Below are 23,481 nucleotides of genomic sequence, written 5' to 3'. Positions count from 1 at the left end.
CACGCGGGCCTGCGGGGAGGCGGAATTGTGCGTGGAGGAAGCATAGCGCAGCTCGGTCACCATGACTTCAGGCTCCCCCCGGCCAGGACGGCGCACCCAGGGCCCGCATCCAGCCCACCTCGTCTTTCAACCACCCCCGGCACTCGCCGCTGCGAACCTGGGGCGTCTGCGGCAGGGCGGCGGCCACCGTCTCGGGCGCCACCCGCGTGAAGCCGAACTGCTCCCAGAAGGGCCCCGCGTCACTCGAAAACAGGTACACCGCCCGGTCGCCGCGCAGGGTCGCCTGGGTCAGCGCGCTCGTCGCCAGCGCCCGCCCCAGCCCCTGCCGCCGCGCGTGGGGCAGCACGGTGGCCGAGCGGATGAGAGAAGCCCCCTCCCCATGTTCCAGGCCGATGCACCCGGCGGGCCGCCCGTCGAGGTCGGCGATCCAGTACGTCGAGCCCTGGAAGGTCGCCGTGATCGCGCCGCGTTCGCTGCTCAGGCCCACCGCCAGGATGAGGTCGCGCAGGGTGTCGAGGTCGGCCTCGCCCCCCGCCTGCCGGAGCTTGACGTGGGTGCCTTGGTCCAGGGTCATGGGTGCCCTCCCGGGGAAAGAGGCCGGGCCTGACGCGCGGCCTCCTTGAGGAAGTAACGAACGCCCGCCCCCGCCGAGGCGTCCGTATGCCAGCGGGGGATGACGTGCAGGTGGACGTGGGGGAGGTGCTGGCCCCCCGCCGGGAAGACGTTCCAGCCCACCGTGTACCCGTCGGGCTTCACGGTGGCGTCGAGGTGCGCCTTGACCTCGGCGAGCAGGGCGTGGGTGGCGGCGGCCTCCTCGGGGGTGAGGTCGAAGACGGTGGCGCAGGGCCGCTTGGTGACGATCAGGCCGGAGTGGGGCAGGCCCTCGAAGTACCGCGAGCTTTGCGTATAGACACAGAGGTCGTTTTCTAGAAGAACCTCACCCTCTCCAAAATCCGCGCGAGTGATCTGCGGATTGTCCCCCGGGTGCGCGAGCCAGTGCGCCCACTCCGCCTCCCGCTTGGCGAGCAGGGTGCCGTCGAGGTCCACGACGACCCTCATTCCAGCGCCGCCTTCGCCGCGTCCACGGCCTCGCGCACCCGTTCGGGCGCCGTGCCGCCGTAGCTCCGCCGACCCCGCACGCTCTCCTCGACGGTGAGGCGGCGGGCGACCTCAGCGCTCAGGAGGGGGTGGGCCGCCCGCAGTTCTTCATCGGTCAGGTCCCACAGTTGCCGCCCGGAACGGCTGGCGAGGCCGACCAGACCGCCCACGACCTCGTGCGCCTCGCGAAAGGGGACGCCCTCCCGGGCCAGGAAGTCGGCCACATCCGTCGCTGTCGAGAAGCCGCGTGCCGCCGCCGCTTTCGTCACGTCCGCGTGCCACACCGACCTGGGCAGCATGTCGGCGTACAGCCGCAGGACGATGCTCAGGGTGTCGTAGGAGTCGAAAACGCCTTCCTTGTCCTCCTGAAGGTCCTTGTTGTAGGCCAGCGGCGTGCCCTTCACCACCGTCAGCAGGCCCATCAGGTTCCCGAAGACGCGCCCCGCCTTGCCGCGCGCGAGTTCGGCCACGTCGGGGTTTTTCTTCTGGGGCATGATCGAGGAGCCGGTGGTGTGCGAGTCGGGCAGGCTCAGGAAGCCGAACTCGAAGGTCGAATACAAGATCAGTTCTTCGGAGAGGCGCGAGAGGTGCGCGGCGAGAATCGCGCAGGCCGAGAGGAACTCCAGCGCGAAGTCCCGGCTCCCCACCCCGTCGAGGCTGTTGGCGGTGGGGCGCGTGAAGCCGAGGGCGGCGGCGGTGGCGTGGCGGTCGATGGGCCACGGCGTCCCGGCCAACGCCGAGGACCCCAGCGGCGACTCGTCCATCCGCTCGGCGGCGCCCTCGAAGCGGCCCTCGTCGCGCTCCAGCATGGCGGCGTAGGCCATGAACCAGTGCGAGAGGAGGATGGGCTGGGCGACCTGAAGGTGCGTGTAGCCGGGCAGGATGACGGGCCCTCCCCCAGCCGACGTGAGGTGTCTGTCCGCCTCCGCCACCATGACGGCCCGCAGCGCCCGGGTCTTCCCGGCCAGATCGAGTGCGGCCTCCTTGGTGAAGAGCCGGAAGTCCACCGCCACCTGATCGTTGCGGCTGCGCGCCGTGTGGAGCTTGCCCGCCACCGGGCCGATGCGGTCGCGCAAGGCGGCCTCGACATTCATGTGCACGTCCTCGCGGTCGAGCCTCCACTCGAAGGTCCCGGCGCGGATGTCGGCAAGGACGGCGTTCAGCCCGTCCTGAATCTGCGCTACCTCTTCGGGCGTCAGGATGCTGGCCTGCCCCAGCATCGCCACGTGGGCGAGCGAGCCGCGAATGTCCTGCTCGGCGAGGCGCTGGTCGAAGGGGACGGAGGCGTTGAACAGTTCCACCAGGCCGTCGGTGGCTTCGGCGAAGCGTCCGCCCCAGAGTTTCTTGTCTTGGGTTGAGTGGGTCATTCGGTCTCCACGAGGAGGGTAGTTAGATCAAGCTGAAGGTCTTCCACACCGCCCAAACGAGGTACAGCACCGTCATCACCGAACCGGCGGCAAGCACTCCACGCCACAGGGCGCGCGGCGGCCACCTCAGCCGCACACCGGCCAGGCCCAGAGCGGCCAGAACGAAGAGGCCAAGCAGCAGGGTCAGGCTGACGCCCCTCATCCCCCCACTTCCTTCACCAGCACCACCGGCGGCGGGCTGTGCGGGTTGGCGTGCGCGTACACCGCCCCCCCGTCCACCCGGTAGCCCAGGTGCTCGTAGAAGGGCAAGACGGCGAGGTTGTACTGACTGACGGCGAGGAGGACGCGGGCGTACCCGTCCCGCGCGGCGACCTCCTCCACCGCACGCACGAGGGCGGCGCCGATGCCTCGCCCCCGGGCTTCGGGGCGGGTGGAGAGCTTGTTGAGGGTCAGGGTCTCCCGCCCGTCCGGTCTCCAGCCGACGCAGCCCACGGCTTCCTCCCCGATGAAGGCGAGGAAGCCGCCCCCCTGCCCCAGGCTCCAGCGCACGTCGTCCACGGTGGTGCGGCTCCAACTGGAGCGCGGGTCCATGCCCGCCGCCATCATCACGGGGTGGAAGACGGGGGCGTCGGCGGGGAGAGCGGGGCGCAGGGTGAAGGTCACGGCGTCTCCCCCAGGGTCAGGCGCAGCTCGTTCGTGGGGGTGAAGCCCAGCCCCTCGTAAACGGACCGCCCCGCCTCGGAGGCGTGCAGAGAGACCGTTTCCACGCCGCGCCGGGCGCATTCGGCCAGCAGGTGTTGCAGCATCCGGCGCGCCAACCCCTGCCCGCGGGCAGACGGCTGCACGTACACGTTCAGCAGGTAGGCGCGCGTCACGGGCAGGCTGCGGGGGCTGGGCGGCAGGCTCTGCCAGATCACGCCCGCGCCCCCCACGACCTGCCCGCCCTGCTCGGCCAGCACGCCGCTGAAAGAGCCGCCCGCCAGAGCTTCCCGGAACCACTTCAGGCTGGCGGCGTGAGCCTGGGCCACCCGCTCGGCAGGAGACCCCATGTCGAGAAACATCGCGTCCCGCTGGGCCTGGATGATTTCCACATCGGCGGGGAGGGCGGGTCGGAGGGCGAGGGTCATTTCTTCCCCCACTTCCGCAGTAACTCTTCACCGTCCGTGCGTTGCATGTTCTCTTCCAGAAATGCGTTGACATCCTTCAAGCGCGTCGGATATTTCCGCCCCGTCGTGTGCCCATGACGAAATCCCGCTGCCGCCAGCCGCCGCGCGACTTCCCAGCCCTCGGCATCGGCTTGAGCTGGAGCGCGGAAGTTTTTCCCCATCACAGTCATAGGTTGGCCGCACTGTGGACAGGGATAAGTTGCCGCGCCCATGCCAAGGCCATGCACATTGAACAGGTTGCCGGAGGGCGAACGGGCGGCCTGGAAAGTCAGGGGCTTGCGAAACTGCTTGCGGCATTCAAAGCAGACGTGACGGCTGGGACGCCCCCTCCACTTCACCAAAACGGGGACACGCTGAGGCTTGACGGCGGGCGTCATCTCAGACCTTCTCGACTTCCCTCTTGTCCGCCTTCGCCTCCACCCGCGCCTGCACCCGCATTCTGAGGGCGTTCAGCTTGATGAAGGCCCCCGCGTCGTGCTGGTTGTAGTCGCCGCCCGCCTCGAAGGACACGAGGTCCTTGTCGTACAGGCTGCGCTCGGCCTTGCGGCCCACGACGATGCAGTTGCCCTTGTAGAGCTTGAGCCGGGCGGTGCCGGTGACGCTGGAGGCGACGTGATCGATGTAGACCTGAAGCGCCTCGCGCTCGGGGGCGAACCAGAAGCCGTTGTAGACGAGTTCAGCGTACTTGGGGGCCAGGGCGTCGCGCTGATGCAGCACCTCGCGGTCCAGGGTTAGGCTCTCCACCGCGCGGCGGGCGTGGTAGAGCAGCGTGCCGCCCGGCGTTTCGTACACCCCGCGCGACTTCATCCCGACAAAGCGGTTCTCCACGAGGTCCACCCGCCCGACCCCGTGCCGTCCGCCGATCTCGTTCGCCCGTTGCAGCAGGGCGGCAGGAGTCAGCCGTTCCCCACCAATCGCCACCGGGTCGCCGTTCTCGAACTCGACCTCGACGTACTCGGGTTCAAGGGGCGCCTCCTCGGGGCTCACCGTCAGCTTGAACATGTGGGCGGGCGGCTCGGCCCAGGGGTCTTCCAGGATGCCGCCCTCGTAGGAGATGTGCAGGAGGTTGGCGTCGGTGCTCCAGGGGTCCTTCTGGGTGGTGGGCACCGGGATGCCGTGTTCGCGGGCGAAGGCTTCGAGGTCGGCGCGGCCCTGGAACTCCCACTCTCGCCACGGGGCGACCGTCACCACGTCGGGCTTGAGCGCGTAAGCCGTCATCTCGAAACGCACCTGATCGTTGCCCTTGCCCGTCGCCCCGTGCGAGACGGCGACCGCCCCTTCCTTTTGCGCGATATCGACCATCTTCTTGGCGATCAGGGGCCGGGCGATGGAGGTGCCCAGGAGGTAGTAACCCTCGTACAGGGCGGCGGAGCGGAACATCGGGAACACGTAGTCGCGCACGAACTCCTCGCGCAGGTCCAGCGCGTAGGCGGCGACCGCGCCCGTGTTCAGCGCCTTGACGCGCGCCTCCTCCACCTCGTCGCCCTGCCCGAGGTCGGCGGTGAAGGCCACCACGTCGTAGCCGCGCTCGGTCTGGAGCCACTTGAGGATGATCGAGGTGTCGAGGCCGCCGGAGTACGCGAGGACGATCTTGGGGTTGCTCATGTCTTAGTGTCTCCCAGGGAGTCGGGGCGTGGCTGAAAAGACAGCACGAGTCCCCCCGGCGCGACTCGCCCGGCCTCTTCCGTCAGGGGAAGGGCCGGGGCGTCAGCGTCGGGGGGAGGGGGTCTGCATGGCTGTATGGATATACGCTGAGGCGTATCTCTATGCAGGGAGGGTAGCAGCCGGGGGGGAGGGGGTCAAGGCGGGGTCTGGACAGGCGGGACGGGGCCGCCCGACGAAAACCGCCCCACAGCCATCGGGCCGGGGGCGGTGCAGGGCGGGCATGTTCTAGCGGAAGTTGTAGTTGAGGCCCACGCGGGCGCCGAAGCCCAGGAAGTTGAAGCCGAGGCCGCCGTCGCCGATGGCGAGGCTGGGACCCAGCGAGCCCTCGACGAAGACGCTCAGGGGCGTGGTGACCTGGTACTCCAGGCCGAGCAGGCCGTGGGGGTAGACGGCGACGGCGTTGTTGCTGCCCAGCGAGACGCTCGCCCCGAGGCCCAGGCCGTAGTACGGGTTGAAGCCCGCCAGGTTCGCACCACTCCGAATCGTGCCCAGGTAGGCCACGTCGCCGCCAATACCCAGCGATCCGCCGCGGAAGAGGTTCACGGCGTCGAGGTTCAGCGCGTAGCGCACGCTGGAGTTGACCGTGAGGTCCTGGCGGTAGTACAGCCCGGAGCTGGTACCCAGGAACCCGCCCACCGAGTCTGCGGCGGCGGTCGAGACGGCGGAGAGGGCCAGGAGTCCGAACAGGGCCTTTTTCATGGAAAAAGCGTACGACTTCCGCCGCGCCGGGTGGTCCTGCCTAAACAAAGTATCTAGGCCCCCACACGCGCCGCCCGCTCCAGCCGCTCCAGCGCCCGCCCCAGTTCCCCCCGCGACTTGCAGAAGGCGAGCCGGAACAGGCCACCCGGCGCCGGGTGGTTCACGAAGAAGGCGTCCCCGGGAATCACGGCCACCCCCGCCTCCTCCACCAGCGCCTCGGCGCTCCAGCCCGGACGGCGCAGGGTGAGAAAGTAGGTGCCGCTCGGGGTGAACACGGTGGCCCCCAGGCTCCGCAGGCCCTCCGCCAGGAGCCTCATCCGCTCCCCGTACTCGGCCCGTAGGGTCTCGTAGAACCCTGTGCGCCGCGCGACGGGCAGGGCCACCGCCACCGCCACCTGAAGGGGCGTGGGCGCGCAGAAGGAGCCCACCTGCCGGATCGCCGCGACGTTGGGCGCCAGCCCCGGCGGGCACGCGATCCACCCCACCCGCCAACCCGTCGCCTCCAGCCGCTTGCCCGCGCTCCCCACCGTGAAGGTGCGCTCGGGGGCGAGGTCACGCAGGGCCGTGGGCCGCTCTCCGAAATAAAGCTCGTCGTACACCTCGTCGCTGACGATCCACAGGTCGTGCTCCCGCGCGAGGGCGACGAGAACTTCCAGTTCGGTCCGTGAGAAGACGGTGCCGGTGGGGTTGTAGGGGCTGTTGAGAAGGAGCGCCCGGGTGCGGGGGGTGATGGCCCTTCTCACGGCGTCCAGGTCGAGCGTCCAGCCCTCCGCGTCCGTCAGGCGCATGGGCACGGTGACGGGCACGGCGCCCGCGAGGCGGGCCTGAGGCACGTACACGTCGAACACGGGCTCCAGCATGAGCACCTCGTCGCCGGGGCCGTAGAGGGCCAGCGCCAGGACGCTGAGCGCCTCGGTCGCCCCCGAGGTCACCACCACGTCCGCGCCGTCCACCCCCAGGTCGGTGCCGATGGCGTCCCGGAGGACAGGCAGGCCAATCGGGGGGGAGTACTGGTCCGCCGTGCCCACCGCCCGCCGTGCCGCGTCGAGCAGGAAGGCGGGCGGCGGGTCGGAGGGAAAGCCCTGCCCCAAGTTGACGGCCCCGTGCTTGAGCGCGAGGCGGCTCATATGCGCGAACACGCTCTCCGAAGACGACCGGGCACGCGGCAGGAGTTCTGGCATGGGGGCAGTCTGGGCGCTCACGGACGGCGGCGTGGGGAGTGGGTCAGACAGGGGGGCCGGTAGCTTGCAGGAACAGCAGAAAACACAACACCGCACGTCCGCTCCACACTCCACACGCGGCGGGTCACCCGCCTATCCTCTCCCCCGTGCCCCCCTTCCTGCGCGGCCTGACGCTGGGCCTCTCGCTGATCGTCGCCATCGGGCCGCAAAACGCCTTCGTGCTGCGGCAGGGGTTGACGCGGCGGTATGGCTTGCTGGCGGCGCTCGCGTGCTCGCTGGCGGATACGGCGTTGATCACCTTCGGGGTGCTCGGCGTCGGGGCGCTCCTCGCGCGGTCCCCGGCGCTGGTGACCCTCGGGACGCTGGCGGGCGCGAGCTTTCTGCTGTGGTACGGGTGGCGGTCCTTCCGGTCGGCCCGGCACCCGGGCACACTCCAGACTGAGGGGCAGGCCGCGCAGACCCCAGGCACGATCCTCGTCACGGCTGCCGCCTTCAGCCTCCTCAATCCCCACGCGATCCTCGACACGGTGGTCCTGATCGGTGGGGCGAGCGCGGGGCTGGGGAGTGCAGGGCGCACCGCCTTCCTCCTCGGCACGGTCCTCGCCTCGTGGACGTGGTTTTTCGCCCTCGCCCTGCTCGCGGGCCGCCTCGCGCCGCTGATGCGCTCGCCCCGGGCGTGGCAGGTGCTGGACGTGCTGATCGGGGTGGTGATGTGGACGATTGCGGCGGGTCTGATTCGGGGCGTGTTCTCAGGAGGCTGAGGCCGCCGAGTCGTCAAGGTGCGCGTAGAGCACATCAGTACGCCACACTGCCAGCCCACAGCCGAAGAAATCCCCATCCTCCGTCCAAACCTCTGCATTCAGGGCGAGCGCGAGGGCAACGGTGGGCCAGTCGTCGGGGTCCCGGGGGATGCGGAGGCGGGCCTGGGACTCGAAGGGGGCAAAGGTGGCCTCCGGGATCACCGTCACGCGCCTCCTGAGGAGCTTCAGCGCGGTGAGGAGCCAGGCTTGCCGCCCGCCCTCACTCAGACCAGCTCGGGTCGCCATGATCTCCAGTCGCCGCTCCAGCTCGTAGGTCGCCTCTCTGGAGGCCCGGGGCGTCATGAGCAACTCGGCGTCCAGGACCTCGAACCTCACCTGACCACGCCGCCGCAGCAGTTCTCCCACGACGATATTTGCATCGAGAACAAGTCTCAGAGCCGACCTGCCGAGAGAGAAGCGTTGGTGTTCTCCTCAGCCACCTCCTGAGGGGGGGCACCAAACAACTCGTCTTCCAGAGCTTCAACGCTGATGCCGAGTTTCCGGGCGACTTCCTCCATCTTCTCGTTAAAGGCGTTCTGCGCTTCCCGCAGGGCCACGGGATCTGGGGCTTTGATCGGTGTGTAATAGCCAATCGTTTTCCCATGCCGCTCCACCACCAGCGGCTCCCCGCTGGCGAGAAGCTGCGTCGCCCTGTCCTTGAACTCCTTGATCCCCACCCGCTTCACGGCCATACCAGACCTCCCAGGAAATGGACACCAGTATAGCCAGAGTTAAGAGGGAGACTTGCTACTCTCAGCGTCCCAGAGCAGCACCGCCTCAATATCCTCCCGCTCCAAATCCGGGTAGTCCCCCAGAATCTCGTCCACCCCTACCCCCAGCAACTCCAGCACATCACTCACCCGAATCCGCATCCCGCGAATGCAGGGGCGTCCGCTGGGGTAGATGCGGGGGCATGACCAGTAGCATGGGGAACATGCAAGTTCACGCTTTTCAAGTGGTTCCACACGTAGGCGTTGGCCCCGTGAAACTTGGTATGTCTCGCCAGGAGGCTCGGCAAGCTATGGCAGGCTTCGGGGAAATGCAGCAGGGCCGCAACTCTCAAGAGGAGGACTATTTGAGCCGAAATTTTCGGGTAGCTTTCGACTCTACTGACACAGTGGAGTTCATTGAGCTTTCGGCAGGGGGTACGGTAGCTGCCGTTTACAAGGGCTCCAACCTTTTCGAGCTAGCCGCCGCAGAAGCCGTGAAGTGGATTGGTCAAGACGCCACGCCAGCGCCAGAGACAGAAGGCGGCCACACCTACACCTTTCCCGACCTTGAGCTATCGCTCTGGCGATCCCAGGTTTCGTCTGCTCGCAGGCGGGAGGGCTGGAGCTTCCAAACCGTCGCTCTTGCCAAATGGGGATACTTCAACGGCGCGTAAGAGACCATCACTTGCATACTCATACACACCGCTCACCCCCCCTCTCCCCTCCCCGTGCCATACTCCCTTTCTGGAATGCCCAAGCGCACTGACCTCCAGACCATCCTGATTCTCGGCAGCGGCCCCATCCAGATAGGGCAGGCCGCCGAGTTCGACTATTCGGGCACGCAGGCGCTCAAGGCGCTGAAAAAAGAAGGCTACCGGCTGGTGCTGGTGAACTCCAACCCGGCGACGATCATGACCGACCCCGACCTCGCCGACGCCACCTACCTGGAGCCGCTGACGCCCGAGTTCGTCCGCAAGGTGATCGAGAAGGAGCGCCCCGACGCCCTGCTCCCCACCCTGGGCGGGCAGACGGCCCTCAACCTGGCGATGGACCTCAACGCCAACGGGACCCTCGCCGAGTTCGGCGTGGAACTCATCGGCGCCAATGCCGAGGCCATCCACAAGGGCGAGGACCGCGAGGCGTTCCAGGCCGCCATGAAGAAGATCGGCGTGGAGACGGCGCGGGGGAAGATGGTGCATTCGATGGAGGAGGCCGTGGAGTACCAGAAGGAAATCGGCCTCCCCATCGTCATCCGGCCCTCCTTCACGCTGGGCGGCACGGGCGGCGGCATCGCGCACACCTACGAGGACTTCCTGAAGATTACCGAGGGCGGACTGCGCGACTCGCCCGTTCATTCGGTGCTGCTCGAAGAATCCATCCTGGGCTGGAAGGAGTACGAGCTGGAGGTCATGCGCGACCACGCCGACACGGTGGTCATCATCACCTCCATCGAGAACTTCGACCCGATGGGCGTGCACACCGGGGACTCGATCACGGTGGCCCCGGCGCAGACCCTCAGCGACGTGGAGTACCAGCGGCTGCGGGACCAGAGCCTCGCCATCATCCGCGAGATCGGGGTGGACACGGGCGGCTCCAACATCCAGTTCGCGGTCGATCCCAGCAACGGGCGCGTCATCGTGATCGAGATGAACCCGCGTGTCAGCCGCTCCAGTGCGCTGGCGAGCAAGGCGACCGGCTTCCCCATCGCCAAGATCGCCGCCCTGCTCGCGGTGGGCTACCACCTCGACGAGTTGCCGAACGACATCACCCGCTCCACGCCCGCCTCCTTCGAGCCGAGCATCGATTACGTGGTGACGAAGATTCCGCGCTTCGCCTTCGAGAAGTTCCCCGGCACGCCCGACGCGCTGGGCACCCAGATGCGCTCGGTGGGCGAGGTCATGGCGATTGGCCGCACCTTCAAGGAGAGCGTGCAGAAGGCGCTGCGGAGCATCGAGTCGGATGTGCGCGGGGCGTTCGCGGCCATGAGCGACGACGAGTTGCGTGGCCTGCTGTACGGCAACCCGAGGCGTATCGAGGCCGTGCTCGAACTGCTGCGGCGGGGCGAGGGCGTGGCGGCCCTCCACGACGCGACGAAGATCGACCGCTGGTTCCTGGGGCAGCTTCAGGAGATCGTGGACGCCGAGAAGGAGATCGCGGACCTAGGCCCCATCGGGGGCTGGAAGTACGAAATCTGGCGTGAGGTCAAGCGGCTGGGCTTCTCCGACGCGCGGCTGGGCGAACTCGTGGGGCTGAGCGAGCTGGAGGTGCGCGGGCTTCGCAAGGCCGCCAAGGCCACACCGGTCTACAAGACGGTGGACACCTGCGCCGCCGAGTTCGAGGCGTACACGCCCTACCACTACTCGACCTACGAGTGGGAGGACGAGGTGACGCCGACCGACAAGCCCAAGGTGGTGATTCTGGGCAGCGGCCCCAACCGCATCGGGCAGGGGGTGGAGTTCGACTACGCGACCGTCCACGCCGTCTGGGCGCTACAGGAGGCAGGCTATGAGACGATCATGGTCAACTCCAACCCGGAGACGGTCAGCACCGACTACGACACCGCCGACCGCCTGTACTTCGAGCCGCTGACCTTCGAGGACGTGATGAACATCGTCGAGCACGAAAAGCCCGTCGGCGTGATCGTGCAGCTCGGCGGGCAGACGCCCCTCAAGCTCGCGCGGCGGCTGGCGGACGCGGGCGCCCCCATCATCGGCACCCCCCCGGCGACGATCCACGAGGCGGAGGACCGCGCCTCCTTCAACGCCCTGTGCGAGCGGCTGGGGCTGCCGCAGCCGAAGGGCAAGGTGGCCGAGACGCCCGCGCAGGCCCGCGAACTCGCCGCCGAACTGGGTTTCCCCCTCATGGCCCGGCCCTCCTACGTGCTGGGGGGCCGCGCGATGCGGACGGTGCGGAGCATGGAGGAGCTGACGACCTATCTGGACGAGGTGTACGCCGCCGTCGAGGGGCAGCCGTCCATCCTGCTCGACCAGTTTCTGGAAGGTGCCCTGGAACTCGACGTGGACACCCTCTGCGACGGGGAGCGGGCGGTCGTGGCGGGGATCATGGAACACGTCGAGGCCGCCGGGGTCCACTCGGGCGACTCCGCGTGCGTGCTGCCCCCGGTGAACCTCTCCCCCGAACTGATGGCCCACGTGAAGGCCGACACGGAACGCCTCGCCCTGGAGCTGGGTGTGCGGGGCCTGATGAACGTGCAGTGGGCGGTGAAGGACGGCACCGCGTACATCCTGGAGGCCAATCCGCGGGCCAGCCGCACCGTGCCCTTCGTCTCCAAGGCCGTGAACCACCCGCTCGCCAAGAGTGCCGCGCGCATCGCCGTGGGGCAGACGCTGGAGCACATCGGTTTCACCGAGACGCCCACGCCCCCCATGTACTCGGTCAAGGAGGTGCACCTGCCCTTCCTGAAGTTCAAGGGGGTGCTGCCCGTCCTCGGCCCGGAGATGAAGAGCACGGGCGAGAGCATGGGCATCGACGCGGACCCGTACCTCGCCTTCTACCGCGCGGCGCTGGGGGCCAAGAGCAACCTGCCACTGTCGGGCACGGCGCTCCTCCTGGGGGACGGTCTGGATGACGTGGCCGCCACGCTGGAGGGCGCGGGGCTGCGGGTCATCCGCGAGCAGGAAGGCGACACGTTGCCCGACCTCCTTATCGACGTGACCGCCTCACCGCTCCTCCGCACCGCCCTGGAACGCGGCAAGCCCATCGTCAGCACCCGCGAAGGCGCCGAGTGGACGGCCAGGGCGATAGCGGCGGCGAAGGGGAGGGAACTGGGGGTGCGGAGCTTGCAGGAGTGGGTTTGGTAGGAGGGGGTATAGCATCGCAAAACCAGCACCTCTCCACCATCTCTCATGATATCCATATGTAGCGGTACGCGGTCGAGTACCGGCGAAGTGGAGGCCTACATGCAAGAGTGTGTGTACTGTGGATTTCAAAACAAGGATAACCATAACTTTTGTCTGAACTGCCGTAGGCAATTTAGATGCCTTGCATGTAGGGAACCTTTGGAAGAGAACACAGATATGTGTCTCGCTTGTGGAGTGTCAGTAACTGATCTCGTTCAACAGTCAGGCCAAGCGGTTCAGAACACCTACGAACTCGACGAGGAAAACAACGAATCAGTAGGAAAATCTAAACGTAAGATCAAAATTAGTTTTTCTGATAAAGCCTTGGAGAGCGTAGCACCCACAATAGCGGGCTTCCTTGGTGGTAGCACTATAAGACCCGGCACATCTTTTTCAGGGCCAAGAACTTTTAGGCAGAATCCTTCACAAACCAGTAGAACATTAGACGCCCCAAAGAAGATAGAGGGTGGCATTAATGACGCTGATTCAATTCCCACTCGCGAGAATCCAATCGCCCTAAACGGGACAGAACTTATCCTCTTCAAAGTGGATGATGAAGGCGGTCTTTTCACTACCCTTGACGACCTTAAGGGTACTCCGCAGAGCGAGCAGCAGAGAAGGTTCATCCTTTTATACATACTAGACCATCAAACTTTTTTCGGAGAGAAGCCCTCACAGGAAACAATAGTGGCAGCCGCCCGCAAAAGCGGCTTCTACGATCCAAATAATTTCAAAAAGTACGTATCATCAGTTGTTGGGGATTATTTTGTGCCCGCTGGAAGCTTGCTTGAACCTAAGGATAAAGCCCATCAATATTTAGAGAGAATTCAATCAGAATTGGACGATCCTTCTACTACTGGGGCAAAAATGACTGCTGGCAAGAAGGGAGGCCAGTCAAGGAGAAGAGAGAGTATCCCTTTTGGTGATGCGGAAAAAAGCTATGTGTCTTCTATACTTGATAGGTATCCTCAAATATCTCAAATTGACGCCCGCGAAACCTCTTACAAAGACATAACGGCCATTGCTATATATGGAATATCAAGGCTAGAGGGAGTGAGCGAAATCAATATAAAGGTTTTGCATGCTATTCTGAAGAATTTAAAAGGGTTTAGTGCCGAATTCAAGAATTACCATGAGGCAGTCAGAGGAAGGGATGGGGGTTATTTGCACCTCAAGAGCAATGGAATGCTCTCCCTGACAAAATCAGGGGAGACAGCAGCGCAGAAGATTTTAACTCATAGGGGTGTAAGCTTGTAATGGACATCTCACGACAGAACATAGTCGATTCCTTAAAGACAACACTTACAGAACAGTTATCAATAGCCCTTGTAGACGAATTTATATCTCTCAAGAGAGCATTTCAGTTGGGACAATTCTCTCCCACGGAGCTAAGTGGCGGCAGATTTGGAGAAGTCCTGGTAAGAATGTTTGAGTACCTTATGTCCGGCACCTATACACCAATTGGACAGCAATTGAAATATACAGAAACGACCATAAATAGATTTGAAAATGACGGTAGTCAAGATGAGTTTTTTAGATTTTTTGCGGCTAAACTGTGTCGCGTAATCATGGGTGTCAGGAATAAAAGAAACGTAGCTCACCTAGCAAAAAATATTGATCCAAACTATCAGGATGCCCTCCTAATAACACAAAGCTCCACATGGATTTTGTGTGAGCTTATTAGAGTCTATGCCAAAATGGATATAAATGATGCTTCTATGTTAATAAAGAGCCTTAGTTACCAACATGTACCTATAATAGAAAATATTGAAGGCTTTATTAAAATACTAGACACTAGTTTGGGTTATAGAGATAAGACTCTCTTAATTCTATACTCCAAATATCCGCAATGGGTTCAAGACCGAGATTTACAGAAATGGACGGGTTACTCCAACTCATCTCGCTACAAAACAGATTTCTTAGAACCTCTATCCAAAGAGGCACTAACACATAGGGAAGGTTCTTCGTCTAAATTGACCTCGAAGGGAATGATCTATGTAGAGAAAAATATTCCTCTTGAATTTAATTGGAACTAATCTGCAACTATTTACTTCTTCCTCGCCCCGGCACGGGCCGCAGCCCCAGACGGTGGGGTTGGGCTGTGCGGGGTGGGGGCAGTCGGGCCTACAGAGCAAGGTGAAGTCTGATTCGCTCGTTCAATTGCTCCATCAGGTCTTCGGGAACGTGACCGAGGCGGCGAAGAACGCGGCTCAGCGAGATGGCCCTCATGGCCTCCGGCTGGGCCTTGCTGTCCTCGTTGAGCCCGGTGCGTTGATGCGGCAGCAACAGGTGAATGGAGTACAGCCGCTCCAGATTGGTCGTCAGTGGGACGACCATCAGCACCGGGGCATTGGCGTTGGCGGCGTTGTTGGTCACCACGACGGCAGGGCGGGTGTAGTTCGCTTCGCCTTCGCGGGCGGGAGCGAAGTTCACCAATAGAATGTCACCCCGGCGAATCAACCCTACCGCCACTCGCTGCCGTCGCTCTCCTCCAGCCCGTCCCTGAGGTCGGCGAGAACAACGTCGTAGAGGGGGTCGTTGTCGCGCGCCATCTGCGCGTATTCCTCGGCCAGTTGCTTCTCGCGCAGGGCCTGAATGGCCTCGGCAACGGCCTCGCTTCTGCTGGCGAGCTTGTGCATCTTCTGGTACTCATCGAGATAACGGGCAAGGTGCGGTGACAGGCTGACCGTCACACGTTGCGCAGTTCCGTGTGTCATATATTCATACTAACATGCATACTGGCTCAGACGCAGCAGAGCTGGTCGCAGCTACGGACGGAGGGGTAGGGCTGGGCTGGCTGAGGCGTCGAGAACAGCCCGCCTCCCGCCAACCTCCCCTCACGACCCTACACATACATTTGTGTAACTATCCGGTATGGCGACGAACCTGCAAATCGACCCCGACCTGCTGGAGCGCGCGCTGGAGATCGGTGGCCGACGCACCAAGCGCGAGACGGTCAACGAGGCGCTGGCCGAGTACATCCAGCGCCGCGAACAGCTCAAAATTCTGGACCTGTTCGGGACGGTGGACCCGGCAGACATGATGACTGACGAAGAAATGCGGGCGCAGCGGAAGCGTTCGTGAGGGTCATTGTTGACAGCAATGTCTGGTCCGAAGCCTTCAGGAAGCAGATGGGCGACCCCTCCCCGGAATTGCGGCTGCTGAGGGAGCTGATCCGCGAGGGTCGCGTCCAGATGCTCGGCTGCATCCGGCAAGAGGTGTTGCAGGGTCTACGGAGGCAGGAGGTTTTCGAGCGAATCCGCCAGGACTTGCGGGCCCTTCCAGACCGGGAGGCGTCCTTCCTTGAATACGAGTTGGCGGCGGAGTTCTTCAACACCTGCCAGAGCAGGGGCATTCAGGGGAGCAGCACCGACTTCCTGATCGCGGCCTGTAGCGTGACCTGGGGGCTCCCACTTCTCACGAAGGACAAGGATTTCCAGCGGTATGCCGAGCACATCCCGTTGGAGTTGGTGAAGGTTTAGTCCTGGCACGGAGAACTGTGGGCGTAGTCGCTGGGTGAAGCAGTGTGGGGGCGTAGGAATCAGTAGGGATCGATCTCTTGCCCCATTTCCGTGATCTCACGCGCAAGGGCTTGGCGCTCGGCCAAGTCCTCTTCCTCGTCCGCAAGCGACGGCCCCCGCAAGTCCGGCAGAAGGTCCTCAATGGGAGGCCCACTCACGGGAACGGGCTTAGCTGAGCCCTTGGCCTTCAACCCCAGCGGACTTCCACCCAGCAGCCGCAGGGCACGCTCAACAGCAGGACGCTCGTTCTCGTTAGCCCCCTCCAGAAGCTCTTTCTCGTGCAGTGCCCGGACAGCGTGGGCCACAGCCTCGCTTCGGCTGGCGAGGCCGTGGGTCTGCCGGTACTCGTCCAGGTCAAGGACGAGCGCGGCGGGGAGGGTCACCGTCACTCGCCTGGCCTTGTCGCCCGTCATGTCCCCATCCTACGAGGGGTGAGCGGGCGCCCTCCCCTCCAGCCACTCCAGCGCCTCCTCCACCACCTCGCGCGGGACCGTGTGCCCCCCGTGGAACTCGCGGTAGGTCACGTCGTACCCGGCCCCCCGGAGTTGCGGCACGATCACGCGGCTACAGCGGTCGATGGGAAGCACGCGGTCCCCGTCGCCGTGCGCGACGAAGATGCGGGGGGCGCCGACCTGCGCGGCGGGGGCCATGAAGCCGGGGGCAAAGGCCATCAGGTGCGTGAACAGGTCGCCGTTGCCCAGCCCCAGGGACAGGGCGTAGGAGGCGCCGTCCGAGAAGCCGTCGAGCACGACCCGCGCCGGGTCCACCGGATACCGCGCGAAGATGTGGGCGAGGGCGCGGTCGATGAACGCCACGTCGGGACCGTAACCGCCCAGAATCACGTCCCAGGTGCCGCCACGCGAGTCAGGCGCGAGCAGCAGCAGGCCGCGCGCCTCGGCGGCGGCGGTGAAGGCGGCGATGCTGTGGCTGGCCTCGCCGCCCGCGCCGTGGAGCAGCACCAGCAGCGGGCGCGGACCGGGGAGCGGGTGGGTGGTGGGCACGTAGAGCAGGCCGTCTCGGCGGTCTCCCAGGCTCAGCGGTTGCAGGCCCCGCTCGGACGGCATCTGGGTCACCCCGCCAGGGCGCGCGGTCAGGTGGCTGGCCTCTTCGCTCCTTCGTCTTCCCGTCATGTCCCGCGCATTGTGTGCTCCCGCCGGGAAGGGATGGGTGAAGGCGGGGTTGGGAGGGCGCACACCTCGCCCCCAGGACCGCCTCCTACGCTCGGCACATGGACGACAAGAACGAGGCCGAACAGATGCAGGAAGCCTACGCCCGGCGCCAGGAGCACGAGCAGGAGACGGGCAAGACGAGTGCCGGGGGAGCGGGCAGCACGGGCACGCCGGGCAACAACGAGACGGGTGCGGAGACGACCGACGAGGCCGACGGCGGCGCACGCTCCGGGGCGACGGAAAGCTGAGACAGCTCCGTGAGAGCGGGCCGCACCGGAGGTTGCATGGGCGGCCCGCTCGCCTTGTTCAGCCGGGGTGGGGAGACGAGCCCTGGCCTTTCGCGCGTCGCGTTCCCGCCTGCTATGCTCCGCCAATGCGCCATCTCGCTTTGCTGCTGGCCCTCTCCGTCACGCTGCTCGGGGTGTCGGAGGCGGCGACCGCGCTGACGACCACCCCCGTCAACCTGCGCCGGGCGCCGAGCGAGACGGGAAGAATTCTGGGCGTCGTTCCGGGCAACACGCTGCTGCTGGTTGCTTGTCAGGGTCAGTGGTGCCGCACCACGTACGCGGGGCAGGCGGGGTACGTGGCGCGGTCCTTCGTGCGGCCCGTCACCGGAAGCGCGCGGCTGACCGGGCCGGGCGCCGTGTACTACCGCTCCTGCGCGGCGATGCGGGCGGCGAACGCGGCTCCGGTGCGGCTGGGCAAGCCCGGTTACCGCACCGCGCTCGACCGCAACGGAAACGGTGTGGCCTGCGAGAACGGCGAGTAACGGCCCAAGGTCAGGAGGCCGCCCCGAACGTGTGGGCGGCCTCCTCCTTTCTCGCTCTTACTTCTGGAAAAGTCCCAGGGACTCCCCGTACCCTTCCTCCTCCAGCCGCTCCACGGGCACGAACCTCAACGCCGCCGAGTTGATGCAGTAGCGCAGGCCGCCGTGCTCCTGCGGGCCGTCCGGGAAGACGTGCCCGAGGTGCGAGTCGGCCTGCCCGGAGCGGACCTCGGTGCGCGCGTAGCCGATCTTGTAGTCGGTGTTCTCGCTCAGGCGGGCGGAGGAGAGGGGCCGGGTGAAGGACGGCCAGCCGCACCCGGCGTCGTACTTGTCGAGCGAACTGAAGAGGGGCTCGCCGGACACCACGTCCACGTAGATGCCGTCCTCCGTGTGGTCCCAGTACTCGCCCGTGAAGGCCCGCTCGGTGCCCTGCTGCTGGGTCACGCGGTACTGCTGGGGCGTGAGACGCTGGCGCAGCTCGTCGTCGCTGGGCTTGACGAAGGGAGACCGGGCGGGGTTGGAGGTCATGGGGCGAGTGTAGGAGGGGGAGGGCGGCTGGGAATAGGACCTCGGTTTTGCTCCAACCGACCCCTCCCTGCCCCGGCGGATCGTGCTCCCATTCCTTGCTTTGCTTTTTAAAGTAGGGCACAATAGCCGCATGACCCTCTTCACTCCCTCCTCCCCGGACAAGCTGCGCGTCGACATCTGGTCGGACATCGCCTGCCCGTGGTGCTACGTCGGCAAGCGGCGCTTCGAGACGGCCCTGGCGGACTTCCCCCACCGTGACCGGGTGGAGGTCGTGTGGCACTCCTTCGAGCTGGACCCCTCGGCCCCACCCCAGCGCGGGCAGTCCATGAAGGCCATCCTCGCGGGCAAGTACGGGGGCGGCGAGGCGCGGGCGCAGCAGATGCTCGACTCCATGACCCAGACGGCGGCGGGCGAGGGCCTGGAGTACCACTTCGAGAACTTGCAGCCCGCGAACACCTTCGAGGCCCACGGGCTCATCCACCTCGCCGCGGAGAAAGGCTTGCAGGACGCCATGAAGGAACGCCTGCTGCGCGCCTTTTTCACCGAGGGCGAGTTCCTGGGCGACCGGGAAGTGCTCGTGCGGCTGGGGACGGAAGTCGGCCTGGACGCGGCGGAGGTGCGCGCGGCGCTCTCGGGCGGCCAGTACGCCGAGGCGGTCCGGCAGGACGAGGCGCAGGCCCACGCGCTCGGGATCAGCGGCGTGCCCTTCTTCGTGCTGGGCGGCAAGTACGGGGTGAGCGGTGCCCAGTCGCCCGAGGTGCTGCGCGGGGCGCTGGAGCAGGTGTGGGCGGAGACGCATCCCGCACCCCTGACCCTGCTCGGCGAAGGAACGTCTGCGGAAGCCTGCGAGGACGGCCAGTGCGCGGTGCCCGAGCGGGACGCGGCGGTGACGCGCGGCTGAGGCCAGTCTGAGTTAGCGCCTGCCGAACAGCCGCCCGACGGCGAGTTCGGTGACGACGAGCGCGGCGGCGAACCCCAACGTCACCCCCGGCTTCCGCACCCCCAGCAGGGTCACGGCGAGGACTTGGCCGAAGACGACGCTCAGCCCCAGGCGCCTTCGACTCCCACCCCCCGGCAGGAAACCTAGCCCCAGGCCCAGACCGATCAGACCCGCCGCTACCCACAGGTCGAGCGGGTCTTGCCTTTGTGCCCAGGCCAGCACCAGTAGAGCGGCCAGAGGGAACAGCAGCAGCACCCCTCCCACCCTCAGCGGCTCCACAGGTCGCAGCGGTGTTCCTGCCGGAAGATCGTGTTCTCAGTGACGCGGCCCGGCGCGAAGGTGAGGAGATTGTTCCGGGCCGGGTCGAGGGGCTGCCACGCGGGGAGGCCGGGCTGGGCGGGAGAGGCCGGGTTGCCGCTGCGGGCGAAGTTCGCCCAGTAGGTGCGCATCAATCGGGCGAGGTCGGCCTGGACGGGGGTGAATTTGGCGGGGTCGGCGAGGCCCGTCAGCGGCGTGCCGAAGACGCTGATGATTTCGGAGGCGTGGTAGGCGCCGTAGCTCGGCACGGCGGCGGTGGGCCGGAAGTTGATGGGGGCGGTGCGGTCCCGAAACTCGTAGGCGTACACGGGCGTCACGCGGGCGAGGGCGCGGGCGATGTCGTTCACCGGGCAGGCGAAGAGCCCGTCGGTGACGAGGGCGGCGGCGGCCAGCCCCACCGTCGGGTAGTCGCGGGCGGCGTACTGGGCGAGGACGCGCGGCGCGTTCCAACCCTCCAGCAGGGTGACGAGGGCCCAGTACTGCCACACGGGAACGTCGGCCCGGGTTCCCAGCGGCGCCACGAAGAGGGTCCCCTCGTCGAGGTTGCTGCCGATCAGGACGGGCACGCGGTTGATCGTGCCGTCCGCGAACACGTCCGCCGGGGCGCGGGGCACCGTGCCGTCGCCGTACACGGGCGGCAGGTCGACCGACCCCGGGGCGCGCTGTCCCGGAACGGGCGTACCGAGCAGCCGCTCCACCGGCACGGCCCGCAGGCAGGCGGCGTCGCCCTCCGGGCACCCGAGCGCGCGGGCGTACTCCCGGCCCGTGTTCAGCGCCGCGGTCACCGGCGCCATGACGATCTCGGGGGTGCAGGGCCCGCTCTGGAGGATCGCCCGGTCGAAGAGGCCCGCCGCCCCCGGCGAGGCGAGCTGCGCGCACACGCTCATCCCGCCCGCCGACTCGCCGAAGACGGTGACGTTGGCGGGGTCGCCCCCGAAGGCGGCGGCATTCGCCCGCACCCAGCGCAGCGCCGCCTGCTGGTCGAGGAGGCCGTAGTTGCCCAGCGTCCGCCCCTCCAGCAGCGCGGGCGCGGCGAGGAAGCCCAGGGGCCCCAGCCGGTAGTTCACGGTGACGACGACCACCCCCTGCTCGCGCGCCAGCACCCGGGCGTCGTAGTCGCTCCCGGCCCCGTTCTCGAAGGAGCCGCCGTGGATCCAGACCATCACGGGCGCGCGCAGGGCCGCGCTCGGCGCCGCCACGTTGAGAGAGAGGCAGTCCTCCGACCCGCGCAGGCCCCCGCCGATCTGCGGGGGCCGGGTCTGCGGGCAGGCCGCGCCGGGGCGCGCGGCGTCGCGTTCGCCCGTCCAGCCCAGGGCGGGTTGCGGCGCCCGCCAGCGCAGTTCCCCGACGGGCGGCGCGGCGTAGGGCACCCCCTGGAAGACCCGCACGCCCGACTGCTCGCGGCCCACGAGCGTGCCCTGGGCGACCTGAACCCGGACCGGAACACCGGGCGCGGCGACGGGTGCGGCCTGCACGGGCGGTAGGGGCGTCTCCTGGGCCGACGTGGTGATGGATTCCTGGGCCCTGGCCCCGCCCAGCAGCAGGGCCGCGACGATCAGCGAGCGCGTGAGACGTGCCATAGGCCAGCGTATAGCGGTGACGGCGGGCCGGGAAGCGGGCGCGTCTTTGCCGAAGACCAATGCGTGACGCGGCCAACAAAGGAAGCCCGCCGCCGAACCAGGGAGGGTCCGGGGCGGGGTCGGGGAGGCGGGCTCAGGCGGGGTCGGGCGTCAGGCCGGGGTGGGGGGCGGGGCCGTCGGGGTCGCCCGCCGTTCTGGGCGGGTTCACCTCCGGCAGCGTGCCCCCCGCGAGGATGGTCCGCACGTCGTCCCCGGTCAGGAACTCGCGGACCATCAGCGCGTCGGTCAGGCGGTGGAGGACGTGCGCGTGCTCGGTCAGCAGGGTCACGGCGCGGTCGTACTGCCCGTTGAGAATCTCGCTCAGCGCCCCGTCGATGCGCTCGGCGGTGTGGTCGCTGTAGGCCCCCTGCTGCGGCCCGTACCCGAGATACCCCTCGCTCTCCTGCGCGAGCGCGATTTGGCCCACGCCCGACATCCCCCACTCGGTCACCATCCGCCGGGCGAGGTTCGTCGCCTGCTGGAAGTCGCTCGCCGCGCCCGTCGTCACCTGTCCGGTAGCGACCTGCTCCGCCGCGTGCCCGGCGAGCGCCACGCAGATGCGGTCGAGCAGCGCCGCCCGGGTGTGGTGCATCCGGTCCTCCGGCGTATACAGCGCCGAGCCGAGAGAGCGCCCCCGCGGCACGATGGTCAGCTTGTGCGCCTTGTCCGCGTGGGGCAGAAGCTGGGCGGCGAGAGCGTGACCGACCTCGTGATACGCCGTCACCTTGCGGTCGGCTTCCCTGACGACCAGACTGCGGCGTTCGGGTCCCATCAGCACCCGGTCCCTGGCCTCGTCCACATCCCGCCCGGTAATCCGGCTGCGCCCAGCACGAGCGGCTTGTAACGCCGCCTCGTTGAGCAGGTTCTCCAGGTCCGCCCCCACCATTCCCGCCGTTCTCCGTGCCACCACCCCGAGATCGACGCTGGGATCGAGCGGCTTGGTCCGCGCATGAATCCTGAGAATCTGTTCCCTGCCGCGTACGTCGGGGGCATCGACGACGACCTGACGGTCAAATCTCCCGGGACGCAGCAGGGCTGCGTCCAGCACATCCGGCCTATTGGTCGCCGCCAGGATGATCACCTCCTGCCCGCTGCCGAACCCGTCCATCTCCACCAGCAACTGGTTCAGGGTCTGTTCGCGCTCATCATTCCCGCCTTGCAGGTTCACACCACGTTTACGACCCACCGCGTCGATCTCGTCGATGAAGACGATGCACGGAGAACTCTTGCGCGCCTGCTCGAACAGGTCACGGACCCGGGCTGCCCCCACCCCGACGAACATCTCCACGAAGTCCGAACCCGAGATCGAGAAGTACGGCACCTTGGCCTCACCTGCGACGGCTTTCGCAAGGAGGGTCTTGCCACTTCCGGGAGGACCGACGAGGAGCACGCCGTGGGGGATGCGGGCGCCGAGCTGGTGGTAGCGTTCGGGTTGGCGCAGGAAGTCGACGACTTCCTGCAAGTCCTGCTTGGCCTCGTCGCAACCGGCCACATCCGCAAAGGTCAGCTTGATCTGGCCCTCGGCGATCACCGCCGCCTTCGACTTGCCGAACGTGCTCGCGGCGTCCGTCCCGCCGCTCTGGCGACCGCGCAACAGCAGCACCACCAGACCGATGATGAGCAAAAGGGTCAGCAGCCCGCTGAGCACGGCGATGGGGCTCAGGCGGGTGTTGGAAGCGAGGGAGACGTTGACCCCGGCGGCCTGCAACTGGGCGAGGCTGATGGCCGGGTCGGCGGCCAGGGTGCGGGTGCGGTAGTCCTGGCCGTCTTCGAGTCGGCCCGTGAGCAGGGCGGTGTTGTTCTGGTACTGCACGTTGGCGGTCGCCACCTGCCCGGCGCGCAGGGCGGCGGTGAAGTCTTCGAGTGGCAGTTCGCCGGGACGCCCGCGCGGGGCAACCAGGCTGATCAGGAGGAGCAGCGCGATCACGGCGGCGGCCAGTCCCCACCCCCAGGAGGCTCGTTTCATCCGCTGGCCCTGCTCCCCTCGCTGCTTTGTCCGGGCATCATGCCTCAGTGTAGGCCGCGGATGAAGAAAAACTCTGGAACCGAAATGGCGATGTGTGAAGGTCGGGTC

31 protein-coding genes are annotated in these 23,481 nt (G+C 66.5%); 10 read left to right on the top strand and 21 right to left on the bottom strand.

Features of this window, described 5'->3' with window-relative positions; all coding sequences use genetic code 11:
* Positions 1–67 precede the first annotated feature (67 nt).
* The 10 genes from A7B18_RS09195 to A7B18_RS09155 all read right to left on the bottom strand — a co-directional run bounded on the left by A7B18_RS09195 (position 68) and on the right by A7B18_RS09155 (position 7,176).
* A complete protein-coding gene (locus A7B18_RS09195) occupies positions 68–574 on the bottom strand; it encodes a GNAT family N-acetyltransferase (protein ID WP_102126397.1) in 507 nt (168 codons plus the stop codon).
* Positions 571–1,059, bottom strand: coding sequence for an HIT family protein (locus A7B18_RS09190; protein WP_102126396.1), 489 nt, complete (start codon positions 1,057–1,059; stop codon positions 571–573). The genes A7B18_RS09195 and A7B18_RS09190 overlap by 4 nt, the downstream gene beginning before the upstream one ends.
* A complete protein-coding gene (gene argH, locus A7B18_RS09185) occupies positions 1,056–2,465 on the bottom strand; it encodes an argininosuccinate lyase (protein ID WP_102126395.1) in 1,410 nt (469 codons plus the stop codon). Before argH ends, A7B18_RS09190 begins: the two co-directional genes overlap by 4 nt.
* A 22-nt stretch (positions 2,466–2,487) precedes the next feature.
* Positions 2,488–2,667, bottom strand: a complete 180-nt coding sequence (locus A7B18_RS09180; protein WP_102126394.1) for a hypothetical protein — start codon at positions 2,665–2,667, stop codon at positions 2,488–2,490.
* Positions 2,664–3,128, bottom strand: coding sequence for a GNAT family N-acetyltransferase (locus A7B18_RS09175; protein ID WP_102126393.1), 465 nt, complete (start codon positions 3,126–3,128; stop codon positions 2,664–2,666). The genes A7B18_RS09180 and A7B18_RS09175 overlap by 4 nt, the downstream gene beginning before the upstream one ends.
* Positions 3,125–3,592, bottom strand: a complete 468-nt coding sequence (locus A7B18_RS09170) for a GNAT family N-acetyltransferase (protein ID WP_102126392.1) — start codon at positions 3,590–3,592, stop codon at positions 3,125–3,127. Before A7B18_RS09170 ends, A7B18_RS09175 begins: the two co-directional genes overlap by 4 nt.
* Entirely contained in the window at positions 3,589–4,008 is a 420-nt protein-coding gene (locus A7B18_RS21360) for a hypothetical protein (protein WP_146009499.1), read from the bottom strand. Before A7B18_RS21360 ends, A7B18_RS09170 begins: the two co-directional genes overlap by 4 nt.
* 1 nt (position 4,009) lies before the next feature.
* Positions 4,010–5,236: an argininosuccinate synthase gene (locus A7B18_RS09165; protein ID WP_102126391.1), complete on the bottom strand. Its 1,227-nt coding sequence runs from the start codon at positions 5,234–5,236 to the stop codon at positions 4,010–4,012.
* 285 nt (positions 5,237–5,521) lie between these two features.
* Complete coding sequence (locus tag A7B18_RS09160) at positions 5,522–5,995, bottom strand: hypothetical protein (RefSeq protein WP_102126390.1); 474 nt, start codon at positions 5,993–5,995, stop codon at positions 5,522–5,524.
* 53 nt (positions 5,996–6,048) lie between these two features.
* Positions 6,049–7,176, bottom strand: a complete 1,128-nt coding sequence (locus tag A7B18_RS09155) for a pyridoxal phosphate-dependent aminotransferase (RefSeq protein ID WP_102126389.1) — start codon at positions 7,174–7,176, stop codon at positions 6,049–6,051.
* A 146-nt stretch (positions 7,177–7,322) separates the two neighbouring features.
* On the opposite strand from A7B18_RS09155, the gene A7B18_RS09150 reads away from it, so the two are divergent.
* Positions 7,323–7,937, top strand: a complete 615-nt coding sequence (locus A7B18_RS09150; protein ID WP_102126388.1) for a LysE/ArgO family amino acid transporter — start codon at positions 7,323–7,325, stop codon at positions 7,935–7,937.
* Here A7B18_RS09150 and A7B18_RS09145 read toward each other — a convergent pair.
* From A7B18_RS09145 to A7B18_RS22865, 3 genes are read right to left on the bottom strand one after another with little or no spacing between them, the layout of a single operon-like run.
* The gene (locus A7B18_RS09145) at positions 7,926–8,372 is read right to left on the bottom strand and encodes a PIN domain-containing protein (protein ID WP_102126387.1); all 447 of its coding nucleotides are present in this window, start codon (positions 8,370–8,372) and stop codon (positions 7,926–7,928) included. The two genes, A7B18_RS09150 and A7B18_RS09145, sit on opposite strands and share 12 nt — an antisense overlap.
* Positions 8,369–8,668 carry a hypothetical protein gene (locus tag A7B18_RS09140; protein ID WP_102126386.1) on the bottom strand — a complete coding sequence of 100 codons (300 nt, stop codon included), beginning with the start codon at positions 8,666–8,668 and terminating at the stop codon, positions 8,369–8,371. Before A7B18_RS09140 ends, A7B18_RS09145 begins: the two co-directional genes overlap by 4 nt.
* Before the next feature lie 39 nt (positions 8,669–8,707).
* Complete coding sequence (locus A7B18_RS22865; RefSeq protein WP_281260157.1) at positions 8,708–8,941, bottom strand: DUF433 domain-containing protein; 234 nt, start codon at positions 8,939–8,941, stop codon at positions 8,708–8,710.
* On the opposite strand from A7B18_RS22865, the gene A7B18_RS21355 reads away from it, so the two are divergent.
* The 4 genes from A7B18_RS21355 (at position 8,911) to A7B18_RS21345 (ending at position 14,582) form a co-directional block, all read left to right on the top strand.
* Entirely contained in the window at positions 8,911–9,360 is a 450-nt protein-coding gene (locus A7B18_RS21355; RefSeq protein ID WP_146009498.1) for a hypothetical protein, read from the top strand. The two genes, A7B18_RS22865 and A7B18_RS21355, sit on opposite strands and share 31 nt — an antisense overlap.
* Before the next feature lie 75 nt (positions 9,361–9,435).
* Positions 9,436–12,507: a carbamoyl-phosphate synthase large subunit gene (gene carB, locus A7B18_RS09130; RefSeq protein ID WP_102126384.1), complete on the top strand. Its 3,072-nt coding sequence runs from the start codon at positions 9,436–9,438 to the stop codon at positions 12,505–12,507.
* A 198-nt stretch (positions 12,508–12,705) separates the two neighbouring features.
* Positions 12,706–13,803: a hypothetical protein gene (locus A7B18_RS21350; protein WP_146009497.1), complete on the top strand. Its 1,098-nt coding sequence runs from the start codon at positions 12,706–12,708 to the stop codon at positions 13,801–13,803.
* A complete protein-coding gene (locus tag A7B18_RS21345; protein ID WP_146009496.1) occupies positions 13,803–14,582 on the top strand; it encodes a hypothetical protein in 780 nt (259 codons plus the stop codon). Before A7B18_RS21350 ends, A7B18_RS21345 begins: the two co-directional genes overlap by 1 nt.
* An 88-nt stretch (positions 14,583–14,670) precedes the next feature.
* Here A7B18_RS21345 and A7B18_RS09125 read toward each other — a convergent pair whose 3' ends face one another.
* Positions 14,671–15,018: a type II toxin-antitoxin system PemK/MazF family toxin gene (locus A7B18_RS09125; protein ID WP_102126383.1), complete on the bottom strand. Its 348-nt coding sequence runs from the start codon at positions 15,016–15,018 to the stop codon at positions 14,671–14,673.
* A complete protein-coding gene (locus tag A7B18_RS09120) occupies positions 15,009–15,263 on the bottom strand; it encodes a ribbon-helix-helix domain-containing protein (protein ID WP_102126382.1) in 255 nt (84 codons plus the stop codon). The genes A7B18_RS09125 and A7B18_RS09120 overlap by 10 nt, the downstream gene beginning before the upstream one ends.
* A gap of 157 nt (positions 15,264–15,420) precedes the next feature.
* Here A7B18_RS09120 and A7B18_RS09115 point away from each other — a divergent pair, with 157 nt between their 5' ends.
* The gene (locus A7B18_RS09115; protein WP_102126381.1) at positions 15,421–15,630 is read left to right on the top strand and encodes a type II toxin-antitoxin system VapB family antitoxin; all 210 of its coding nucleotides are present in this window, start codon (positions 15,421–15,423) and stop codon (positions 15,628–15,630) included.
* The gene (gene vapC / locus A7B18_RS09110; RefSeq protein WP_102126380.1) at positions 15,627–16,028 is read left to right on the top strand and encodes a type II toxin-antitoxin system VapC family toxin; all 402 of its coding nucleotides are present in this window, start codon (positions 15,627–15,629) and stop codon (positions 16,026–16,028) included. Before A7B18_RS09115 ends, vapC begins: the two co-directional genes overlap by 4 nt.
* A gap of 59 nt (positions 16,029–16,087) precedes the next feature.
* On the opposite strand, the gene A7B18_RS21925 is transcribed toward vapC, so the two are convergent.
* Both A7B18_RS21925 and A7B18_RS09100 read right to left on the bottom strand, forming a co-directional pair.
* A complete protein-coding gene (locus tag A7B18_RS21925) occupies positions 16,088–16,480 on the bottom strand; it encodes a CopG family ribbon-helix-helix protein (protein WP_180970083.1) in 393 nt (130 codons plus the stop codon).
* Positions 16,481–16,489: 9 nt separating this feature from the next.
* Positions 16,490–17,197, bottom strand: a complete 708-nt coding sequence (locus tag A7B18_RS09100; RefSeq protein ID WP_245872807.1) for an alpha/beta hydrolase — start codon at positions 17,195–17,197, stop codon at positions 16,490–16,492.
* A gap of 98 nt (positions 17,198–17,295) precedes the next feature.
* Here A7B18_RS09100 and A7B18_RS09095 point away from each other — a divergent pair, with 98 nt between their 5' ends.
* Positions 17,296–17,484 carry a hypothetical protein gene (locus tag A7B18_RS09095; protein ID WP_102126379.1) on the top strand — a complete coding sequence of 63 codons (189 nt, stop codon included), beginning with the start codon at positions 17,296–17,298 and terminating at the stop codon, positions 17,482–17,484.
* 125 nt (positions 17,485–17,609) lie between these two features.
* Positions 17,610–18,005 (top strand): excalibur calcium-binding domain-containing protein, encoded by a 396-nt coding sequence (locus A7B18_RS09090; RefSeq protein ID WP_102126378.1) that lies wholly within the window; start codon positions 17,610–17,612, stop codon positions 18,003–18,005.
* 57 nt (positions 18,006–18,062) lie between these two features.
* Here A7B18_RS09090 and msrB read toward each other — a convergent pair whose 3' ends face one another.
* Positions 18,063–18,530 carry a peptide-methionine (R)-S-oxide reductase MsrB gene (msrB, locus tag A7B18_RS09085; RefSeq protein ID WP_102126377.1) on the bottom strand — a complete coding sequence of 156 codons (468 nt, stop codon included), beginning with the start codon at positions 18,528–18,530 and terminating at the stop codon, positions 18,063–18,065.
* A gap of 130 nt (positions 18,531–18,660) precedes the next feature.
* Here msrB and A7B18_RS09080 point away from each other — a divergent pair, with 130 nt between their 5' ends.
* Positions 18,661–19,431 carry a DsbA family oxidoreductase gene (locus tag A7B18_RS09080; RefSeq protein WP_102126376.1) on the top strand — a complete coding sequence of 257 codons (771 nt, stop codon included), beginning with the start codon at positions 18,661–18,663 and terminating at the stop codon, positions 19,429–19,431.
* A gap of 12 nt (positions 19,432–19,443) precedes the next feature.
* Here A7B18_RS09080 and A7B18_RS09075 read toward each other — a convergent pair whose 3' ends face one another.
* The 3 genes from A7B18_RS09075 to ftsH form a co-directional block, all read right to left on the bottom strand.
* Positions 19,444–19,725, bottom strand: a complete 282-nt coding sequence (locus A7B18_RS09075) for a hypothetical protein (RefSeq protein WP_146009495.1) — start codon at positions 19,723–19,725, stop codon at positions 19,444–19,446.
* Positions 19,726–19,736: 11 nt separating this feature from the next.
* Positions 19,737–21,368, bottom strand: a complete 1,632-nt coding sequence (locus A7B18_RS09070) for a carboxylesterase/lipase family protein (RefSeq protein WP_102126374.1) — start codon at positions 21,366–21,368, stop codon at positions 19,737–19,739.
* Positions 21,369–21,501: 133 nt separating this feature from the next.
* Positions 21,502–23,373, bottom strand: coding sequence for an ATP-dependent zinc metalloprotease FtsH (gene ftsH, locus A7B18_RS09065; protein WP_102126373.1), 1,872 nt, complete (start codon positions 23,371–23,373; stop codon positions 21,502–21,504).
* Positions 23,374–23,481 lie beyond the last annotated feature (108 nt).

Origin of the sequence: Deinococcus planocerae, from assembly GCF_002869765.1 — a bacterium.
GTDB classification, from domain to species: Bacteria; Deinococcota; Deinococci; order Deinococcales; family Deinococcaceae; genus Deinococcus; species Deinococcus planocerae.
Note: the sequence above shows the minus strand (reverse complement) of the source record. Positions and strands in the feature narration are given on the sequence as shown.

Coding starts and splice junctions, on each gene's coding strand:
- A7B18_RS09195 (WP_102126397.1), bottom strand. CDS start 574: ATGACCCTGGACCAAGGCACCCACGTCAAGCTCCGGCAGGCGGGGGGC.
- A7B18_RS09190 (WP_102126396.1), bottom strand. CDS start 1,059: ATGAGGGTCGTCGTGGACCTCGACGGCACCCTGCTCGCCAAGCGGGAG.
- argH (WP_102126395.1), bottom strand. CDS start 2,465: ATGACCCACTCAACCCAAGACAAGAAACTCTGGGGCGGACGCTTCGCC.
- A7B18_RS09180 (WP_102126394.1), bottom strand. CDS start 2,667: ATGAGGGGCGTCAGCCTGACCCTGCTGCTTGGCCTCTTCGTTCTGGCC.
- A7B18_RS09170 (WP_102126392.1), bottom strand. CDS start 3,592: ATGACCCTCGCCCTCCGACCCGCCCTCCCCGCCGATGTGGAAATCATC.
- A7B18_RS21360 (WP_146009499.1), bottom strand. CDS start 4,008: ATGACGCCCGCCGTCAAGCCTCAGCGTGTCCCCGTTTTGGTGAAGTGG.
- A7B18_RS09165 (WP_102126391.1), bottom strand. CDS start 5,236: ATGAGCAACCCCAAGATCGTCCTCGCGTACTCCGGCGGCCTCGACACC.
- A7B18_RS09160 (WP_102126390.1), bottom strand. CDS start 5,995: ATGAAAAAGGCCCTGTTCGGACTCCTGGCCCTCTCCGCCGTCTCGACC.
- A7B18_RS09155 (WP_102126389.1), bottom strand. CDS start 7,176: ATGCCAGAACTCCTGCCGCGTGCCCGGTCGTCTTCGGAGAGCGTGTTC.
- A7B18_RS09140 (WP_102126386.1), bottom strand. CDS start 8,668: ATGGCCGTGAAGCGGGTGGGGATCAAGGAGTTCAAGGACAGGGCGACG.
- A7B18_RS21355 (WP_146009498.1), top strand. CDS start 8,911: ATGCAAGTTCACGCTTTTCAAGTGGTTCCACACGTAGGCGTTGGCCCC.
- carB (WP_102126384.1), top strand. CDS start 9,436: ATGCCCAAGCGCACTGACCTCCAGACCATCCTGATTCTCGGCAGCGGC.
- A7B18_RS21345 (WP_146009496.1), top strand. CDS start 13,803: ATGGACATCTCACGACAGAACATAGTCGATTCCTTAAAGACAACACTT.
- A7B18_RS09120 (WP_102126382.1), bottom strand. CDS start 15,263: ATGACACACGGAACTGCGCAACGTGTGACGGTCAGCCTGTCACCGCAC.
- A7B18_RS09115 (WP_102126381.1), top strand. CDS start 15,421: ATGGCGACGAACCTGCAAATCGACCCCGACCTGCTGGAGCGCGCGCTG.
- A7B18_RS21925 (WP_180970083.1), bottom strand. CDS start 16,480: ATGACGGGCGACAAGGCCAGGCGAGTGACGGTGACCCTCCCCGCCGCG.
- A7B18_RS09100 (WP_245872807.1), bottom strand. CDS start 17,197: ATGACGGGAAGACGAAGGAGCGAAGAGGCCAGCCACCTGACCGCGCGC.
- A7B18_RS09095 (WP_102126379.1), top strand. CDS start 17,296: ATGGACGACAAGAACGAGGCCGAACAGATGCAGGAAGCCTACGCCCGG.
- A7B18_RS09090 (WP_102126378.1), top strand. CDS start 17,610: ATGCGCCATCTCGCTTTGCTGCTGGCCCTCTCCGTCACGCTGCTCGGG.
- msrB (WP_102126377.1), bottom strand. CDS start 18,530: ATGACCTCCAACCCCGCCCGGTCTCCCTTCGTCAAGCCCAGCGACGAC.
- A7B18_RS09080 (WP_102126376.1), top strand. CDS start 18,661: ATGACCCTCTTCACTCCCTCCTCCCCGGACAAGCTGCGCGTCGACATC.
- A7B18_RS09070 (WP_102126374.1), bottom strand. CDS start 21,368: ATGGCACGTCTCACGCGCTCGCTGATCGTCGCGGCCCTGCTGCTGGGC.
- ftsH (WP_102126373.1), bottom strand. CDS start 23,373: ATGAAACGAGCCTCCTGGGGGTGGGGACTGGCCGCCGCCGTGATCGCG.